At 64.4% G+C, this 17,658-nt stretch carries 19 protein-coding genes and 1 pseudogene; 14 read left to right on the top strand and 6 right to left on the bottom strand.

From position 1 onward, the window contains the following. The first annotated feature begins 100 nt into the window (after positions 1–100). From H8R02_RS24740 to H8R02_RS24725, 4 genes are all read left to right on the top strand, one after another. Positions 101–1,135, top strand: coding sequence for an alpha/beta fold hydrolase (locus H8R02_RS24740; protein WP_187084185.1), 1,035 nt, complete (start codon positions 101–103; stop codon positions 1,133–1,135). 36 nt (positions 1,136–1,171) lie between these two features. Beyond that, positions 1,172–1,975 (top strand): sulfite exporter TauE/SafE family protein, encoded by an 804-nt coding sequence (locus H8R02_RS24735; protein WP_187084184.1) that lies wholly within the window; start codon positions 1,172–1,174, stop codon positions 1,973–1,975. Continuing rightward, entirely contained in the window at positions 1,972–2,898 is a 927-nt protein-coding gene (locus H8R02_RS24730; RefSeq protein WP_187084183.1) for a methionyl-tRNA formyltransferase, read from the top strand. The genes H8R02_RS24735 and H8R02_RS24730 overlap by 4 nt, the downstream gene beginning before the upstream one ends. A gap of 117 nt (positions 2,899–3,015) precedes the next feature. Next, positions 3,016–3,387 (top strand): hypothetical protein, encoded by a 372-nt coding sequence (locus H8R02_RS24725; protein WP_187084182.1) that lies wholly within the window; start codon positions 3,016–3,018, stop codon positions 3,385–3,387. 151 nt (positions 3,388–3,538) lie between these two features. Here H8R02_RS24725 and H8R02_RS24720 read toward each other — a convergent pair whose 3' ends face one another. Both H8R02_RS24720 and H8R02_RS24715 read right to left on the bottom strand, forming a co-directional pair. Then, complete coding sequence (locus H8R02_RS24720) at positions 3,539–3,850, bottom strand: HigA family addiction module antitoxin (protein WP_187084181.1); 312 nt, start codon at positions 3,848–3,850, stop codon at positions 3,539–3,541. A 12-nt stretch (positions 3,851–3,862) separates the two neighbouring features. Beyond that, positions 3,863–4,138: a type II toxin-antitoxin system RelE/ParE family toxin gene (locus H8R02_RS24715; protein ID WP_187084279.1), complete on the bottom strand. Its 276-nt coding sequence runs from the start codon at positions 4,136–4,138 to the stop codon at positions 3,863–3,865. A 186-nt stretch (positions 4,139–4,324) separates the two neighbouring features. Here H8R02_RS24715 and H8R02_RS24710 point away from each other — a divergent pair, with 186 nt between their 5' ends. Both H8R02_RS24710 and H8R02_RS24705 read left to right on the top strand, forming a co-directional pair. Then, complete coding sequence (locus H8R02_RS24710; protein ID WP_187084180.1) at positions 4,325–5,422, top strand: hypothetical protein; 1,098 nt, start codon at positions 4,325–4,327, stop codon at positions 5,420–5,422. Positions 5,423–5,429: 7 nt separating this feature from the next. After that, complete coding sequence (locus H8R02_RS24705) at positions 5,430–7,889, top strand: hypothetical protein (protein ID WP_187084179.1); 2,460 nt, start codon at positions 5,430–5,432, stop codon at positions 7,887–7,889. Here H8R02_RS24705 and H8R02_RS24700 read toward each other — a convergent pair. Then, positions 7,879–8,199 carry a HigA family addiction module antitoxin gene (locus H8R02_RS24700; protein ID WP_187084178.1) on the bottom strand — a complete coding sequence of 107 codons (321 nt, stop codon included), beginning with the start codon at positions 8,197–8,199 and terminating at the stop codon, positions 7,879–7,881. The genes H8R02_RS24705 and H8R02_RS24700 overlap by 11 nt on opposite strands. Before the next feature lie 12 nt (positions 8,200–8,211). Then, positions 8,212–8,391, bottom strand: a pseudogene (locus H8R02_RS24695) (type II toxin-antitoxin system RelE/ParE family toxin); the annotation flags it as partial. Between the two features lie 136 nt (positions 8,392–8,527). Here H8R02_RS24695 and H8R02_RS24690 point away from each other — a divergent pair. Together H8R02_RS24690 and H8R02_RS24685 are read left to right on the top strand one after the other, a co-directional pair. Next, positions 8,528–9,106 carry a hypothetical protein gene (locus H8R02_RS24690; RefSeq protein ID WP_187084176.1) on the top strand — a complete coding sequence of 193 codons (579 nt, stop codon included), beginning with the start codon at positions 8,528–8,530 and terminating at the stop codon, positions 9,104–9,106. A gap of 18 nt (positions 9,107–9,124) precedes the next feature. After that, the gene (locus tag H8R02_RS24685; protein WP_187084175.1) at positions 9,125–9,874 is read left to right on the top strand and encodes a DUF4184 family protein; all 750 of its coding nucleotides are present in this window, start codon (positions 9,125–9,127) and stop codon (positions 9,872–9,874) included. Positions 9,875–9,961: 87 nt separating this feature from the next. Here the strand turns inward: H8R02_RS24685 and H8R02_RS24680 are convergent, their stop codons facing one another. Next, positions 9,962–10,915 (bottom strand): LysR family transcriptional regulator, encoded by a 954-nt coding sequence (locus H8R02_RS24680; protein WP_187084174.1) that lies wholly within the window; start codon positions 10,913–10,915, stop codon positions 9,962–9,964. A 99-nt stretch (positions 10,916–11,014) separates the two neighbouring features. On the opposite strand from H8R02_RS24680, the gene H8R02_RS24675 reads away from it, so the two are divergent. The 5 genes from H8R02_RS24675 to H8R02_RS24655 all read left to right on the top strand — a co-directional run bounded on the left by H8R02_RS24675 (position 11,015) and on the right by H8R02_RS24655 (position 15,224). Next, positions 11,015–11,224, top strand: a complete 210-nt coding sequence (locus tag H8R02_RS24675) for a hypothetical protein (RefSeq protein WP_187084173.1) — start codon at positions 11,015–11,017, stop codon at positions 11,222–11,224. Between the two features lie 99 nt (positions 11,225–11,323). Next, positions 11,324–12,337: a Bug family tripartite tricarboxylate transporter substrate binding protein gene (locus H8R02_RS24670; protein WP_187084172.1), complete on the top strand. Its 1,014-nt coding sequence runs from the start codon at positions 11,324–11,326 to the stop codon at positions 12,335–12,337. Positions 12,338–12,341: 4 nt separating this feature from the next. Further along, entirely contained in the window at positions 12,342–12,854 is a 513-nt protein-coding gene (locus tag H8R02_RS24665; protein WP_187084171.1) for a tripartite tricarboxylate transporter TctB family protein, read from the top strand. Positions 12,855–12,859: 5 nt separating this feature from the next. Next, positions 12,860–14,389 (top strand): tripartite tricarboxylate transporter permease, encoded by a 1,530-nt coding sequence (locus H8R02_RS24660; protein ID WP_187084170.1) that lies wholly within the window; start codon positions 12,860–12,862, stop codon positions 14,387–14,389. 1 nt (position 14,390) lies between these two features. After that, on the top strand, positions 14,391–15,224 hold the full coding sequence (locus H8R02_RS24655) for a cytidylate kinase family protein (protein ID WP_187084169.1): 834 nt from the start codon (positions 14,391–14,393) through the stop codon (positions 15,222–15,224). On the opposite strand, the gene H8R02_RS24650 is transcribed toward H8R02_RS24655, so the two are convergent. Next, the gene (locus tag H8R02_RS24650; RefSeq protein WP_187084168.1) at positions 15,221–15,829 is read right to left on the bottom strand and encodes a Crp/Fnr family transcriptional regulator; all 609 of its coding nucleotides are present in this window, start codon (positions 15,827–15,829) and stop codon (positions 15,221–15,223) included. The two genes, H8R02_RS24655 and H8R02_RS24650, sit on opposite strands and share 4 nt — an antisense overlap. Before the next feature lie 94 nt (positions 15,830–15,923). Here H8R02_RS24650 and oxc point away from each other — a divergent pair, with 94 nt between their 5' ends. Beyond that, complete coding sequence (gene oxc, locus H8R02_RS24645) at positions 15,924–17,651, top strand: oxalyl-CoA decarboxylase (protein WP_187084167.1); 1,728 nt, start codon at positions 15,924–15,926, stop codon at positions 17,649–17,651. Positions 17,652–17,658: the final 7 nt, after the last annotated feature.

The raw sequence follows: 17,658 nt of genomic DNA, 5'->3' as shown, positions 1-17,658 counted from the left end.
ACCCACAGGCAAAAGGCCGGACTCGTTCCGGCCTTTTCTTTTGCTTGAACGCAAGGCGTGCGTGCTGCATAGTTTCCCGTCGAGCTTCGAGGGGCACCCCATGCGGTTTCCGGTCACCGAACACGTCGTCAAGTCGGACGGCCACACCACCTGGTACCTCGCCTGCGGCGCGCCTTCGGCGCCGCTGATCGTCTTCGTGCACGGGTGGCCGGAGCTGTCCATCAGCTGGCGGCATCAGTTGCGGTGCTTCGCGGATCTCGGTTTCCGCGCAGTCGCGCCGGACATGCGCGGCTACGGCGGCTCTACGGTGCACCTGCGGCTCGAGGACTACGCCATGGAGCCGATCGTGGGGGACCTTCTCGCGCTGCTGCGCGCGCTCGGGCGCGAGCAGGCGGTGTGGGTGGGGCACGACTGGGGCGCCCCGGCGGTGTGGAGCCTCGCGCAGCACCACCCTGAACGTGCGTTGGCGGTGGCCAGCCTGTGCGTGCCTTACCAACCCCGCGGCTTCACGGTCGACAACCTGATCCCGACGGTGAATCGCGAGCGCTATCCCCTGGACGAGTACCCGGCGGGGCAGTGGGACTACCAGCTGTTCTACCGGGAGAACTTCGACAAGGCGCGCGCCACGTTCGAAGCCAACCCCCTGAACACGGCCAAGGCACTCTTCCGCAAGGGCAACCCGGACCTGCGCAACACGCCCGCGCGCACGGCGACGGTCCGGCGCGACGGTGGCTGGTTCGGCGGGGCAGCCGAGGCGCCGGACGTGCCTGTCGACCGCGACCTGCTCACCGACGAGGACCTGCACCGCTACGCGAGTTCGCTCGCGCGCAACGGCTTCTTCGGGCCGGGCGCGTGGTACATGAACGGCGACGCCAACGCCGCCTACGCGCGCCGCGCCCGCAACGAAGGCCGCCTCGACATGCCGGTCCTGTTCCTGCATGCCAGCCGCGACTACACCTGCGACACGACCGACGCGCCGCTGCTGGTCGCGCCGATGCGCGAAGCTTGCCGGGACCTGACCGAGGCCACGCTGCCCACCGGCCACTGGATGGCGCAGGAGCGGCCGGAGCTGGTCAACGCCAACCTGGCGCGCTGGCTGGCCGCGAAACTTCCGCAGTACTGGCGCACGTCCTAGCGCCGCGCGAGAAGTGGCTCCCGGCGTGCTGCGACAATGCGCGCCGTGACATTGCAGTTGGTCCTCGAGCTCCTCGCCCTCGGCGTTTGCACCGGTTTCCTCGCCGGGCTTCTCGGCATCGGCGGCGGCATGCTGATGGTGCCCTTCCTCACCATCATCCTCACCGCCAAGGGCTACCCCGCGGAATACACGGTGAAGATGGCGGTGGCGACGTCGCTCGCCACGATCTGCTTCACCTCGATCTCTTCGGTGCGCGCGCATTCGCGCCGCGGCGCGGTGCTGTGGCCGGTGGTCGTGCGGCTTGCGCCGGGAATCCTCGTGGGCTCGATGATCGGGGCGCAGCTGGCGGTGGCCATCCCGGCCAAGGCGCTCGGCATCCTCTTCGCGATCTTCGTGGCGTTCTCGGCGACGCAGATGTTCCTGGACCGCAAGCCCAAGCCCACGCGCACGCTGCCCGGCACCGTGCCGATGTTCCTGATGGGCAACCTCATCGGCGGCCTGTCGGCGCTCGTGGGCGCGGGCGGCGCGTTCGTCTCGGTGCCGTTCATGACGTGGTGCAACGTGAAGATCCATGAGGCCGTGGGCACTTCCTCCGCGCTCGGCTTCCCGCTGGCCTTCGCGGGCACGCTCAGCTACATCTGGGCCGGCCGCGACCTGCCGCAGATGCCGCCGGGCTCGATCGGCTACCTGTACCTGCCGGGGCTCGCGGTCATTTCCATCGCCAGCATGACGCTCGCCCCGCTGGGGGCGCGCACGGCGCACGCCATGGACATCCGGCCGCTGAAAAAGGTGTTCGCGTTCGTGCTGTACGCTCTGGCGGCATACTTCCTTTTCAGATGACCAAGATCGCATTGCTCGGACAACAGGACTTCGGCAAGGCCGTCCTCGAGGCTTTCCTCGCGCGCGGCGACGAAGTGGTGGGGGTTTTCTGCAAGCCGGAGGCGCCGGGCACCAAGCCCGACGCGCTGCGGCAGGCCGCGCAGGACAAGGGCGTGCCGGTGTTCCAGTTCGCCAGCCTGCGCAGCAGCGAGGCCGACGCGAAGATGCGCGAACTCGCGCCCGACCTCGGCGTGATGGCGTACGTGACGCAGTTCGCGCCGCATTCGCTCGTGACCATTCCGCGCCTGGGCACGATCCAGTATCACCCCTCGCTGCTGCCGCGCCATCGCGGGCCGTCTTCCATCAGCTGGCCCATCGTGCTGGGCGAACCGGAGACGGGTATCACCATCTTCCGGCCTACCGACGGCCTGGACGAAGGCCCGGTGATTTTGCAGAAGCGCTGCGCGATCGAGCCGGACGAGACGCTCGGCGAGCTGTACTTCAACAAGCTCTTCCCCCTCGGCGTCGCGGCACTGCTCGAAGCCGCCGACCAGGTGATCGCCGGCACGCACGAGCAGCACCACCAGAACGAATCGCTCGCCACGTACGAGGGCTGGATGCACGAGGAGGAGTCGCGCATCCACTGGCACCAGCACGTGGACCACATCTACAACCTCATCCGCGGCTGCAACCCCGCGCCGGGCGCGTGGACCGAGATTGCGGGCGAGAAGGTGTACCTGTTCGACTGCCACAAGCACGCCGTCGGCACCTTCGGCGCCGTGCGCGGCAAGCCCGGTGAGATCAGCGCGATCACGCCGCATGCGATCTTCTTCAACGCGCATGGCGGGCAGATCGAGGTGCAGCGGCTGCGGGCGGCGAGCGGGAAGAAGATGAATGCGGGGGAGTGGGCGGCGGCGAAAGGGCTGGTAGTCAGCGCGTCGTGAGCAGCCCGTATCGGCTTGCGATACCGGCTGGTGCGTACCTGTCTCCTCCACGTTTTCCAACGTGTTTGTTTTCCGGCGCCGGCCAAACTGGACCCATGTCGAACTTGAGTCCAAACCATGCATGCATCGATTCTCGACTTCCTGCTCGTCGCCGGCGTCACCCTTGTTCCTGTACTCACCGTATCAGCCTGGGGCTGGTACGGCAGTCGACCAGGGTCAAGTAGCGCAAACCTGCGAGTCGTGTGCCTTGGATGGGGACTCGCAGTCTTCACGTCCACAGCCGTTGCGCTGATATCGCGGGGACCGGACTGGCCATCCCTGCTCGTTGGAGTTTTCACCTACGCCATCAGCTTGGCGACCAGCCTTCGGAAACGTGACTTTGACCGCATTCGAGTCGCGGGCTTCTCGGTAGTCGCGCTCGTGCTGCTGTGGCCCACATGGATTTGCATGGCATTGCTGGTCGCCTGCTACTACGGCAACTGCCTGTGATCCCCTCACGCCGCACGCGATCTTCTTCAACGCGCATGGCGGGCAGATCGAGGTGCAGCGGCTGCGGGTGGCGAGCGGGAAGAAGATGCCGGGGAGTGGGCGGCGCAAAAAGGACTCGACGTACTGAAGTAGGCGCCGAGCCGCTATTCATTCAAGCCGGCAGTGCAGCCCGCTTCACGCGAAGCGGCTTGGCCTTCACGGCCTTGCGCGCCTGCCACTCGTCATAGGCAGACTGCTCCGCCAACCACAGGTGGGCGGCGCCACCGTTCTCCTCGCCAAGCCAAGCCTCCAGCCGCAGCGCCATCTCCGGGGAGATCGCGGCACGCCCATTCAGCACCCGAGACAGCGCCACGCGAGTCACGCCAAGTTGCGCCGCCGCTTCGGTGACACTCAGGCCCAGCGCCGGCAGGACATCGTCACGCAACGTCAGGCCGGGATGTGGGGGGTTGTGCATGCGTGCCATCACGGTACTCCTTCAGTGATAGTCCTGGTAATCCACGAGAACGGCGTCGCCATCCTCGAACGCGAAGGTCATGCGCCAGTTCTCGCTGACCCACACCGCCCAGTGGCCAGCAAGACTACCCTTCAGCGGATGCAGCTTCCACCCGGGCAGATTCATGTCCTGGGCCACACGGGCGACATTAAGGCGCCTGAGTTGGCCACCAAGGCGCGCCGCGTGCGCGGCCTGAATGCCGGCCTTGGACCCCGTTTCGAAAAACGCCTGCAAGCCCTTGTGCCGGAACGCCCTGATCCATAGCGCGAATTGTATAGCGTCGAGTTACGCTTCTCAACCATCAGGCTGCCAGAGAGATCCAGGGGTCAGGAAGCGGGATCAAGTGAGGGACGCAGGCGAATTAAGGGCGCTTCGCGAGACTAAGGTCTGGTGCGATCGCCCGCAGCGGCCGATAGGCTTTGCGCTTTTCAACGGCCACTCCTCATGCGCGCAGCTCTCCGCCACTTTCTCCTTCTTCTCGCCTGTTCTGCGCTGAGCGGGCCGGCTTCGTTCGCATTTGCCGGGGAGCCGAGGACGCCCCACCAGGTCATTGCCGACCTTCGGCAGCAAATGTATTTGATAGGTGACACCACCGGCAGCCTCGAGGAGTTCGTCCAGGCCGAACAACAGGCGGGTCGCGCCATTCGGGACACGATCAACGCCGGCGGCGCGGCGCGCCTCGTCGAAAAGAACCGCGAGGGGCAGACCCCTTTGATGGCAGCGGCATTCATGGGCTATTCGCGGGTCATCGACGAGTTGCTGAAGTCCGCTGAAGTTCGCAAGTCGATCGACGACGCCGGTCCGCGAGGCTTGACCGCCTGGTTGTACACGAGCATGGCGCCGCGGCAGGCGATGTGGGTTTGCAACCCGAAGTTGGTCGAGTCCCCATCCAGCCTCGTGCCGCTGCTTGCAACGCAGTATTACTACCGCCTGTCCGTCGAGAACCCGTATCGCAAATCCAGGCTCCTGCTGGAGCAGGCCGGCGCAAGACCCGACCCGGACCGGGCAAGGCAAATCTGGCACGACCTCTGCATCGTTCACGACGGCCTCGCGCGCGCCAGGATCCAGGGGGCTCGGGACACACTCGACGCGGTCCTGGCCGAGGGCGCCGAATCGCTGACCCGCTACATCGCGGAGCAGCACTCACGCATCAAGGCGGCCGGAATCACGGAGTCCGACATCGGCAGCTACACGATAGTCGACAAGAAAGGGGGACCTGGCGGCATCGAAGTCACTCTTCACAGGACGGATGGTAAGTGGGTCATGGTCGAAAACGACAAAGGCGCGACCGACTTCAGGACCTCGAGCAACAAGGAGCTGCTCGAACTGGTCCATTCGTTTCCGGGCGACATTCCACTGCTATTCGAAATTGCGTGCATCCAGAATGCGGGACAGGCGTTCTGCAGGCTCAATAAGAAGGACGACCCGACGAAGGTGGGGTATGCACTTGTTCGCCTCGCGACGGGCGAGCCCATCGCGCAGTCCCTGCGCCGGCTCACGCCGCCTGCGAAGAGTGCGTCGAGCCTTGATGCCCTACGGTAGGAGCGCTATGGCACCGAGCCTGATCACCACGATTGCGCGCAGGGGAACCTATGCGCTCTTGGCCACGCTCGCGCACTCGGCCTGTGCCACGGAGGCCATACGGCCCGATGAGCCGATGGGCCGCCTCGCCAAAGTGCTGCGCGTACAGGAACAAATAGACAAGCTCGTCGAAAGGGCGCTCGCCGACACGATGCGGCACAAGCCCCTGCTGGTCGCACGTACGCTCGACTGCTTTACGGAGAAGAACCTGGAGGCTTCGATGCTCCGCGATTGGATCCGTATTCATGAGCAGCATTTGAAATCAATCGATGCCGGCGCTGTCGCGGACTTCCTGGAGAGCCCGAGCGGATCGAAGTTCAATCTGGCCGTCCGCGCATGCGGTTTGCCCGGCGCCCCGTCAGGTTGCAAGGCAGCGGACTCGCTCGCTGCTGCGGACCTCAAAGCGCTGCTTGACTTCTTGAAGACACCGACCGCCGAGGCCCTCAACCGGATCATGCCTGTGGCGCGGGCGGAGTGGGAGAAGTCTGCGAGTGAGCTTGTCGTGGGAAGTGCTCGAGCTTGCGCCCAACGCGAGATGAGCGCGCTCAGGAACGAAAACCTTCTTCAGAAATTGCCAGCCGGCTACAAGGTCGGTTATCGAGCGAGAAACGACCATGTCGTGACCGGGGAGGTGATTCCGGTCGCCGAGAGCATCGATAGCTGGTCCCGGAAGGTCAGCACACAATACTTCCTCGGACCGAATCCCCCGACCCTTGAAGGTTTCCGTTCCGACATGCAGCGGCAGTGGCTGGCCGCCTGCGAGAAGGCCGAGTCCGCGTCCATCATGGAAGGTGAGGACAACGGTTACCCCTTCGCCATGTGGATGCTGTCCTGCGCGCGAAGCGAGGCGGCCGGAAAACCGGAATACAAATGGATCAAGGCGGTCAAGGGAAATGACGGGCTCTACGTCGTTCAAAAGACTTTCAGGTTCAAGCCGGACGCAAGGCAGGTCGCTCGATGGACGCAGTACCTGCGCAGCACCATGGTGTGCGACACAAGGATCGCAGCAAGACCCTGCACGTCCGTGGAGGGCGTCGAACCACCCCGCCAGGTTGACGCGAAGCAGCGCCCTGAGGGCGAACTGACCGACTACGACATTGGCACCTACGCGCTTGCCGACGCCAACGATGAGCTTGGCAAGATCCATTTGTCCAGATCGAGCGGCAAATGGATCCTGGAAGGAATGGGAAAGCAACCCGACGCGAAATGGAACGACCTCGGTTGCGAGGCAGGTTGTGAATACACGGCCTCCACGAGCAGCGAGGAGGCGACGTACCTCACCGCACTCGCGGCGCTGTTTCCAGTGCAACACGCTATTGCGTGCGTTCAGAACATTGAGCGCGCCTTCTGCAGGCTGACCAGCAAAGTGGACTCTTCATTGAAGTACGCGCTTCTTCGGCAGAGCGTCTTCGGGTGGATCCCTGACCCCTTGCTACGCGTTACCACGCCCTATTTGCCGGGTCCGGCAGCAGACGGGTGGAAGAAGCCCCACCAGATCATTACGGAGCTTCGCCTGCGGATGATTTCAATCGGCGCCAGCCGCGTTCGTGAACGCCAGATCCTGGCTTTCATTGCCGCGGGAAAGATGGCCGCCGACGAGATTGGGGACTACGCCAGCAATGGCGACCGGGCGGGGCTCGTGGAAAGGAACAGCATGGGACAGACGCCGTTGATGGCAGCGGCGTTCATGGGCTTCTCCGGGCTTGTCGAGGAGTTGCTGAAGTCGCCAGGAGTGCGCGAGTCAATCGATGAGATCAATCCGCAGGGCATGACGGCTTGGCTGTACGCAAACACGGCTTCATGGCAAGCCATGTGGGTTTGCAGGCCGGCGGTGTTGAACGAGGCCGCGGCTCGAAAGCAATTGCTTGCCGCCCAGTACTACTACCTTGGCCCGCCGGAGAGTCCTTATCTGAGAACCAGGAGGCTGCTTGAACAGGCAGGGGCAAGAACCTCTGCGGACCAGGCAAAGAGACTATGGCAGGAGACCTGCAGGACGCAGCAGGAGCAGACGCGAGCCAACGTCCAGGGGTCACGAGACATTCTCGAAGCCGTGATAGCCGAAGCTCCTGAAGCGCTGAAGCGTTTCGATATTGAGCAAAAGAAGAGGCACTCTGTCTACAGCTATTACCGGATTACAGACGGTGCCATCGACATGTGCAAACGCATCGCTCCAGGGCAGGCGGAACAAGTGGAAGCTGCGGTTGGCAGACTTCGGCAGGCTCACCCGGAGCTGATGATGCTGGTGCAGCACTCACCATTCATTGAGTACGCGAAACGCCAGAATACAGCCGATGTCCAGGAGATGGTTTCTCAGGTTCGCGAGAACCCCTCCCTTGGCCGCTGCGACGAAATCATCGAGCTTCTGCGCGCGTTCGCCGAGCTCCCGGCCGCCGATCTCGCCAAAGAGATCGAGGAACTCAGGAAGTAGTGCTCGGCATTTCGACCCGCTTCACGCGCAGCGGCTTTGCCTTGAGCGCCTTGCGCGCCTGCCACTCGTCATAGGCGGACTGCTCCGCCAGCCACAGGTGCGCGGCTCCTCCGTTTTCCTCGCCGAGCCACGCTTCCAGCCGCAGCGCCATCTCGGGCGAGATTGCGGCACGTCCGTTCAACACCCGCGACAGAGCCACGCGGGTCACTCCGAGTTGCGCCGCCGCTTCAGTGACGCTCAGGCCGAGCGCCGGCAGGACATCGTCGCGCAGCGTCAGGCCGGGATGTGGGGGGTTATGCATGCGTGCCATCACGGTACTCCTTCAGTGATAGTCCTGATATTCCACGAGAACGGCGTCGCCATTTTCGAACGCGAAAGTCATGCGCCAGCTTCCGCTGACCCACACGGCCCAATGGCCTGCAAGCCCGCCCGTGAGCGGGTGCAGCTTCCACCCCGGCACGTTCATGTGCAGCGGTGCGCGAGCCATGTTCAGGCGCCCGAGCTGCGCGCCAAGACGACGACTTGATCATACCCCAAATTGTATAGCGTCGCGTTACGCTGCTCGGGACTTCTACGTCGTGCCGCGACAAAGGTCTCGCTTCAAGGATTTTTGTCGGTGCGCCCATATGATCCGCTGCATGAGCCTGCCCGAACCCAGCTTGCAATTGGACGCGATCACCCACGTTCCTGCTCCGTTTGCGCGCTGCGTGCCAGCCCGTTCGCCGTTCGTGCGCTGGGGTCTCATCACACTGGTCGCCTCAACTGCATTGTTTTGCGCATCGAGTATCCCCGGCGAATCTTCTCCATATGTCGGGCTTCGGGTCCCGCCCATACCTGCAGATCACGAAGACCTTGGCGGTTCCATGCTAAGGATCCAGGCCGACAGCGAATATGCTATTGCCGAGGTGAGCTCGCCAAGAGGACGCATGTGGTGGTTGCAGAAGCTGATCTCGCGCGACCGGGCGGGAAAACCCAGTTGGGAGGTCGTGGCCGTCATGCCGGAGCCGGACATACCGAGGGGCCATGTTGTTGCGATGGCCGGCTTGTGCGAAAGGGGAGGTGTTGAGGCCCCTGAAGTCATTGCAGTCGTGAAGGGAGAACAGAAGGCGCGGTTGCGCAAGATCCATCGGGCGTGGTTCGTGAACGTTCAAACCCACAAGTTCGAACCGTATCCGACCCATGGCTTGACCTGTATCAATGAAGGATTCGGCGCCTGATCTTCGGCAGGCTCTCCTATGCCGCTCACCCTCTCGCATGCCGCGGCTGTCATGCCAATCCGCCAGGCAGCGGCACGCCAAGGGCTTCCATTCCTGGGCTTGGTTCTCGGAAGCTTTTCTCCTGATTTTGCGTACTACGTTGGACGGTTTGACATCGCGACGGCAGCGCACTCGACCCTCGGTTCTTTGCTGATTTGCGTCCCGATTTGCACACTGCTTGCCTCTATCTTGTGCAGGTGGCACGTCCAACTCGCGTCGCCTCTGCCACAACCCCACCGTCGCGCAGTGCAGGCGCTGCGAGTGCCGGAATTGAATTCCGTCCGTGGCCTCTTCGCGTTGGCGGCGGCCATTTTTATCGGGGCGCTCACCCATGTGGCGTGGGATTCGTTTACGCATGCTTCCGGTGAAGCCGTGAAGGCGCTTCCGGTGCTCCGGCTTGAACTGGGACAGATTCGAGGCAGGACGATTTACTTGTACGGCGTTCTCCAACATCTCAGCAGCGTCGCTGGGTTGTTGGCTGTGGTGCTGGGCTATCGGGGATGGATTCGCCGGAAACAGTTTCCCGTCGGCGAGCGAGAGCGCCTGCGATGGGCGCTGCTGTGGACGTCCGCACTAGCCGCGATGGCGTTTGGCGTGGCGTTCACCTTCGCACGTGGAGGAGCCTCTTTTTCCGCAATGTTCGTGCAGAGCATCTTCGCCGCCACGGCCGGGTTCGCGATTGCCTACGCTGCACTTGTCATTTACTGGATGCATCGGGATCGGTTCTAACGAACCGATGCAAGAAACTATTTGCGCGTGTGCTTCGACACCGATGATGAAATTTCGAATGTCCATCACCGGCAAAGTTGGGCCCCGCTAGCCGGAATGGCGTCTAGCGGGCCGCGGCGCCGCCGAAAGCGCGCGTTCGATTTGTGACGCACCCTCCTCCACCAGGAACAGCTTGAACGCCTGCGCCACCGGCGGCAGCCGCTTGGTGCGCCGGTGCACCACGTACCAGTTCAGCATCAGCGGAAAACCCAGCACGTCCAGCACCACGAGGCTGCGTGACTTCAGCTCGCGGCTGATCGTGTGCGCGGAGAGGAAGCCGACGCCCATGCCCGCGGCAACGGCCTGCTTGATCGTCTCGGTGCTCTTGATCTCCATCGCGATGTTGACGTCGTCGATGCGCTCGCCGAACGCCTCCACCATCGAATGCCACGTGTCGGACCCCTTCTCGCGCACGATGAAGGGCTCCTTCGCGATGCGCGCGACGGGGATGCGCTTGCGCGACGCGAGCGGATGCGACGGTGGGGCGACGATCACATAAGGGTGCGGCGCGAATGGTTCGGCGACAGTGTCGGTCGAATCGGCATCGGGCGGCCGCACCATGATCCCGAGGTCGGTGAGGTTGCCGGCCAGCTGCGCGAGCAGTTCCTCGCGGTTGCACACGCCGAAGTTGAGCGTGACACCTTCATGCCGCTGCGCGAACTCCACCAGCAGGCTCGGGAAGAAGTAGTCGCCGGCACTGATCACCGCCACGTTCAGCCGCCCGCCCGACACGCCCTTGTACGCCGCGAGCGCCTCCTCGGCCTCCTTGAACTTCTGGATGATCTCGCGGCTGGACACGAGCATCTGCGCGCCCGCCGGCGTGAGGTGCACCTTCTTGCCCAGCTGCTCGTACAGGGGCAACCCCACGTGCTCCTGCAGCTTGCGCACCTGCGTGCTCACCGCGGGCTGCGTGAGGTGCAGCTCCTCGGCCGCGCGCGAGAAGCTCAGGTGCCGCGCCACGGCCTCGAACACCTTCAGCTGCCGGAGCGTCGCGTTCCTCATGCAAAGTGACTATAAGCGTTCATGGATGGAAACGATCAAATACTTTCACTGTCATTGATCGTCCAGGCGACCTAGAGTCTGCGCAAAAGGAGCCCCACCATGACCGCTACTCAACAGCTCGCGCTGGAAGAACTCGGCCTCGACTGGCACTGGGATGCAAGTGAGCCCGTCCGGCAATACATCGAACGTGAACATCCGCACCTGCTGCGTGCCTACGACGCCGATTTCCTGGTGAAGGCGATCGAAACGCTGGGCACGCGTTTCGTTTCGACACAGATTCCTCCCCTCGGTACAAACCCGCGTTCTTGACCGCAGTCAAGAGCGCGCGCGGCGCGTTGGAGTGAGCATCGCATGTGCACAGGCCCGGGCACAGGGCCGGCACGAACACAACAGCAGGAGACAAAAGCGATGCATCCTCGTAGTTCACGTTTCCCCCGCCTGGCGACCGCGCTCGCCCTTGCCGTTTCAGGCCTCTTCGCGCCGCTCGCGCAGGCGGCGTGGGAGCCCACCAAGCCCGTCGAATTCGTCGTGCCCGCGGGCACCGGCGGCGGCGCCGACCAGATGGCGCGGCTGATCCAGGGCGTGGTGGTGAAGCACAACCTGATGAAGCAGCCCATGGTCGTCGTCAACAAGTCGGGCGGCGCGGGCGCGGAAGGCTTCCTCGACATCAAGGGCGCCAAGGGCGACCCGCACAAGATCGTCGTCACGCTGTCCAACCTGTTCACGACGCCGCTGGCAACCGGCGTGCCTTTCAACTGGCGGGACATGACGCCCGTGTCGATGATGGCCCTGGACAACTTCGTGCTGTGGGTCAACGCGGACACGCCGTACAAGACCGCGAAGGAATACCTCGACGCCGTGAAAGCGGCCGGCCCCAACAAGATGAAGATGGGCGGCACCGGCTCCAAGCAGGAAGACCAGATCCTCACCGTCGGCATCGAGAAGGCCACCGGCACCAAGTTCATCTACATCCCGTTCAAGGGCGGCGGCGAGGTGGCCGTGCAGCTGGTGGGCAAGCACGTGGACTCCACGGTCAACAACCCGATCGAAGCGGTGGCGCAGTGGCGCGCCAAGCAGCTCAAGGCGCTGTGCGTGTTCGACGACAAGCGCATGCCCTACCCCGCCAAGATCACCGACACGCAGTCATGGCAGGACGTGCCCACCTGCAAGGAGTCGGGCGTGCCGACGACCTACACCATGCTGCGGGGCATCTTCATGGCGCCGGGCGTCACGAAGGAGCAGACGCAGTTCTACGTGGACCTGCTCAAGAAAGTCCGCGCCACGCCGGAGTGGAAGGACTACATGGAGAAAGGCGCGTTCAACCAGACCTACATGGACGGCGACGCGTACTTCCAGTGGCTGGGCAAGGCGGAGCAGATGCACCGCGAGCTGATGAAGGACGCCGGCTTCCTGGCGAAGTAAGCAGATGGACGCGACGCAACAAGGCGGCGAGGAGCCGCGCGGCATCGGCACCCACACCGTCGAGCTCGTCGTGGCCGCCCTGGTGGCGGCCTTCGGCCTGACGGTGCTCATCGGCAGCTGGAACCTCGGCTCAAAGTGGACCAGCGACGGGCCCGGGCCGGGCTACTTCCCGTTCTACATCGGGCTGATCCTCACCGTCTCGGGCGCGGGCATCTTCCTGCAGGCGCTGCGCAGGCGCCGCACCGACGTCTTCGTCGACAACGAGCAGCTCAAGCAGGTGCTGACGGTGCTGGTGCCCGCGGCGCTGTACATCGGCGCGGTGCAGGTGTTCGGCGTCTACATCGCGTCGGCCGTGTACATCGCGGTCTTCATGGCGGTGCTCGGCAAGTTCGCGTGGCCCAAGAGCATCGTCGCGGCGGTGATCATCATGGGCCTGTTCTTCATGATGTTCGAGGTCTGGTTCAAGGTGCCGCTCTTCAAGGGCGCGGTCAACCTGCTCTCGTTCACGGGGTATTGAGGGCCATGGAAGAACTCAACGCACTGTTCCACGGCTTCCAGGTCGTCCTGTCGCCCACCAACATCGGCCTGATGCTGGTGGGCATCGTGCTCGGCGTACTCATCGGCGTATTGCCGGGGCTCGGCGGCGCCAACGGCGTGGCCATCCTGCTGCCGCTGACCTTCAGCATGTCGCCCACGTCGGCGATCATCATGCTGTCGTGCATCTACTGGGGCGCGCTGTTCGGCGGGGCGATCACGTCGATCCTGTTCAACATACCGGGCGAGCCCTGGTCGGTGGCGACCACGTTCGACGGCTACCCGATGGCACAGCAGGGGCAGGCGGGCCGCGCGCTCACGGCGGCGTTCACGTCGTCTTTCGTCGGCGCCTTCGTCGCGGTGGTGATGATCACCTTCCTCGCGCCGCTGGTCGCGAAGTTCGCGCTGAAGTTCGGGCCGCCGGAGTTCTTCGCGGTCTACCTGCTCACCTTCTGCAGTTTCGTGGGCATGGGCAAGGGGTCGCCGTTCAAGATCCTCGCTTCGATGGCCATAGGCTTCGCGCTGGCGGCCGTGGGCATGGACACCGTGACCGGCCAATTGCGCCTCACCTTCGGCATCCCGGATTTGATGCGCGGCTTCGATTTCCTGATCGCGGTCATCGGCCTTTTCGGCATCGGCGAGATCCTGCTGTCGATGGAGGAAGGCCTGGCCTTCAGCGGCAAGAGCGCCAAGCTGAACACGAAGGTGGTGTGGGAGACCTGGAAGGAGTTGCCGCGCTACTGGGTGACGTCCCTGCGCAGCTCGCTGGTCGGCATCTGGATGGGCATCACGCCCGGTGGCGCGACGCCTGCGTCGTTCATGTCGTACGGCCTGGCGAAGAAAATGTCCCGCGACGGCGCGAAGTTCGGCACTGGCCAGATCGAGGGCGTGGTCGCGCCCGAGACGGCGGCCCACGCGGCCGGCACGAGCGCGCTGCTGCCCATGCTGGCCCTGGGCATCCCCGGCTCGCCCACGGCGGCCGTGCTGCTGGGTGGCCTGCTGATCTGGGGCCTGCAGCCCGGCCCGCTGCTCTTCGTGGAGCAGAAGGACTTCGTGTGGGGCCTCATCGCCTCCATGTACCTGGGCAACATCGCCGGCCTGCTGGTGGTGCTGACGACCGTGCCGCTCTTCGCCGCGATCCTGCGCGTGCCCTTCGCGATCATCGCGCCGGTGATCATCGTCATCTGCGTGATCGGCGCATACACCGTGCACAACGCGATGCTCGACGTGTGGTTCATGCTCGGCTTCGGCGTCATCGGCTACATCTTCAAGAAGCTCGATTACCCGCTGGCGCCGCTGGTGCTGGCGCTGGTGCTGGGCGACAAGGCCGAGGACTCGTTCCGCCAGGCCATGCTCGTGTCGCAGGGCGACCTGGGCATCATGTGGTCCAACATGCTGGTGGGCTCCATCACCACGCTGGCGCTGGTGCTGCTGTTCTGGCCGCTGCTGTCGAAGCTGGTGCAGAAGCTGCGCAAGCCCAAGCCGGTGGAATTCGCGCAAGAGCAACCGGTGGACTGACATGCCGGTCATCGCCCTCACCCAGGAAATGGGCTCGCTGGCCAAGGACGTGGCCGTACGGCTGGGGGAGACCGCCGGCCTCGCGGTGACGCGACACGAAGTCGTCGAGAACGTGGCCGAGCGCATGCAGGTGCCCACGAGCCTGATCAACCGCCTGCGTGGCGGCAAGGCCGGCCTCGTGGAGCGCCTCTCCACCGACGCGAAGAGCGTGGCCGTCTACACGGCCGAGGAAGTGTTCTCGCAGGCGCAGCGCGGCAACGTGGTGCTGCGCGGCTGGGGTGCGACACTCCTGCTGCGGCCGGTGTCGCATGTGGTGAGCGTGCGCATCACGCGCTCCTTCGCCAACCGCGTGGCGTGGCTGATGGAGAACCTCGGCACCGAAGACCGTGCGGCGGCGGAAGCGGAAGTGCGCCGAAGCGACGAGGCGCACGCCAGCCGCATGCGCGCGCAGTTCGGCGTGAACTGGGGCGACCCGGTGCTCTACGACCTGGTCATCAACATGGATCGCATCACGGTGGACAGCGCGGTGGCGCAGATCCTTGCGCTGGCGGCGCGGCCCGAGTTCCAGGAGACGGACGCCTCGCGTGCGCGCCTGGAGGCGCTGGCACTGAACGCGCGCGTGCGCGCCGCGCTGAAGGCCAACGAATCGACGGCCAGCACCAATGTCGACATCGATTCCGAAGGCGGCAAGGTGACGCTTTCGGGCATGGTGGTGAACGACCAGGAACTGGCCGAGGTCGCCCGCGTGGCGGGCGTCGTGGCCGGGACGGGGAATGTGGACAACCAGCTGCGAGTGATGTCGATCTCGCGCCGGTTCACCTACAGCAAAACCTAGATCTTCCCGCGCTGCTTCAGCCGCGAAAGCGTTTCGGCGGAAAGGTTGAGGTAAGTTGCCAGTTCCTTTTTAGGGATGCGTTCGAACAGCTCGGCGTGCTTGCGCATGAAGCGCTTGAACCGCCCCGGCGCATCGAGGAGGTGCAGCGTGATCGTGTGCCCCATGATCTCGCTCATGTGGTGCATCACCTCGTACTCGAAAGTTTGTTTCAGCCCCGGGTGCCGTTCGATGAATGCCACCCAGTCGCGCAGCGGTAATTTGGCCACTCGCGCCTTGGTGACGCAGACGATGCTGTAGGGCGCCGGCGTGCCCAGCCGCCACGCCGCATAGCTGGTTTCCATCTCGCCTTCGTGGGCAAAGCGCAGGATCATCTCCTTGGCCTCCTGGTTGGAAACCACGCGCTTCAAGATGCCGTCGAGGATGAAGTACTGCTCCATCTCGTGCACGCCCTGCTGCAGCAACCCCTCCCCTTTCTGGCAATCCACCACGACGAGGAGCGGCTCCAGCTCTGCCATTTGGGCCGCGGTCATGCCCTTGAGCACCACGTTGTGCGCCAGTTGCACGCGGATGACGTTGCGCTCGGGATGCTGTTCGATGGAGGACACGGCTTAAAGGGAAATTTTCAAAAATTGACTGCGGTCAAGAGCTTTCCGAAAGGGCGATTCCTATCATAGCCCCGACCCTCGGAGAACCCTTGACATGACGAACGAAGTCCAAGCCGCCGCCGAAACCACCGATGGCTTCCACCTGGTGATCGAAGCGCTGAAGTTGAACGGCATCGACACCATCTACGCCCTCCCCGGCATCCCCATCACGGACTTCCTGCGCATGGCGCAGGCCGAAGGCATGAAGGTGATCTCGTTCCGCCATGAGCAGCACGCGGGCAACGCCGCCGCCGCGCACGGCTTCCTCACCGGCAAGCCCGGCATCTGCTTCACGGTGTCGGCGCCCGGTTTCCTGAACGGCCTGACGGCGCTGGCCAACGCCAACACCAACTGCTTCCCGATGATCCTGGTCTCCGGCTCCAGCGAGCGCGAGATCGTCGACCTGCAGCAGGGCGACTACGAGGAGATGGACCAGCTGGCCATCGCCAAGCCGCTGTGCAAGGCGGCTTTCCGCGTGCTGCATGCCGAGGACATCGGCGTGGGCATCGCGCGCGCCATCCGCTCCGCCGTGTCCGGCCGCCCCGGCGGCGTGTACCTCGACCTGCCGGCCAAGCTGTTCGCGCAGACGCTGCCGAAGGACGTAGGCAGGAAGTCGCTGATCGAAGTCGTCGACCCGGCGCCGAAGCAGATCCCCGCGCCGGACGCGGTGTCCCGCGCCATCGACCTGCTCAAGTCCGCGAAGAAGCCGCTGGTGATCCTCGGCAAGGGCGCCGCCTATGCGCGTGCCGACGCCGAGATCAGGAAGTTCATCGAAACCACCGGCGTGCCCTACCTGCCGATGTCGATGGCCAAGGGCCTGCTGCCCGACACGCACCCGCAGTGCGCGTCCGCTGCGCGGTCGTACGTGCTGGCCGAAGCCGACGTCGTGATGCTGGTCGGCGCGCGCCTGAACTGGCTGCTGTCGCACGCCAAGGGCAAGACCTGGGGCGCCGCGTCGTCCAAGGAAACGTCGAAGGCGAAGTTCATCCAGGTCGACATCTCGCCGACCGAGGCGGACAGCAACGTCGCCACGGCCGCGCCCGTGATCGGCGACATCGGCTCGTGCATCTGCGCGATGAACGCGGCCATCGGCAGCAGCTGGCAGAAGCCGCCGTCCGACTGGACCGGCGCCATCGCGGACAGGAAGGACAAGAACCTGTCCAAGATGGCCGAGAACATGGCCAAGGACACGAACCCGATGACCTTCCAGACGGCGCTGTCGGTCATCAAGGACAAGATCAAGGAGCGGCCCGACGCCATCCTCGTCAACGAGGGCGCGAACACGCTGGACTTCTGCCGCTCCATCGTCGACATGTACGAGCCGCGCAAGCGCATCGACGTGGGCACGTGGGGCATCATGGGCATCGGGATGGGCTACTCCGTTGCGGCCGCGGTCGCGACCGGCAAGCCCGTCATCGCCGTGTGCGGCGACAGCGCCTTCGGCTTCTCCGGCATGGAAGTGGAGACGGTGTGCCGCTACAACCTGCCCGTGTGCGTGGTGGTGTTCAACAACAACGGCATCTACAAGGGCACGGACACCAACCCGCGCGGCACGGAAGTGGCGCCCACGGTGTTCGTCAAGGACGCGAAATACGAGCTGATGATGCAGGCCTTCGGCGGCGTGGGCGTGCGCGCCGCGTCGCGTGCGGAGCTGCGTGCGGCGATCGATGAGGCGGTTTCTTCGGGCAAACCGACCCTCATCAACGCGATCATCGACGAGACGGCGGGCACGGAAAGCGGGCGCATCACCAGCCTGAACCCGGCCATGGCCAGGAAGAAATAACTTTTGG

It is taken from the genome of Ramlibacter albus, assembly GCF_014297445.1.
Classification (GTDB): Bacteria; Pseudomonadota; Gammaproteobacteria; order Burkholderiales; family Burkholderiaceae_C; genus Ramlibacter; species Ramlibacter albus.
The sequence above is the reverse complement of the archived record's forward strand: the minus strand, read 5'-3'. Positions and strand labels throughout refer to the sequence as shown.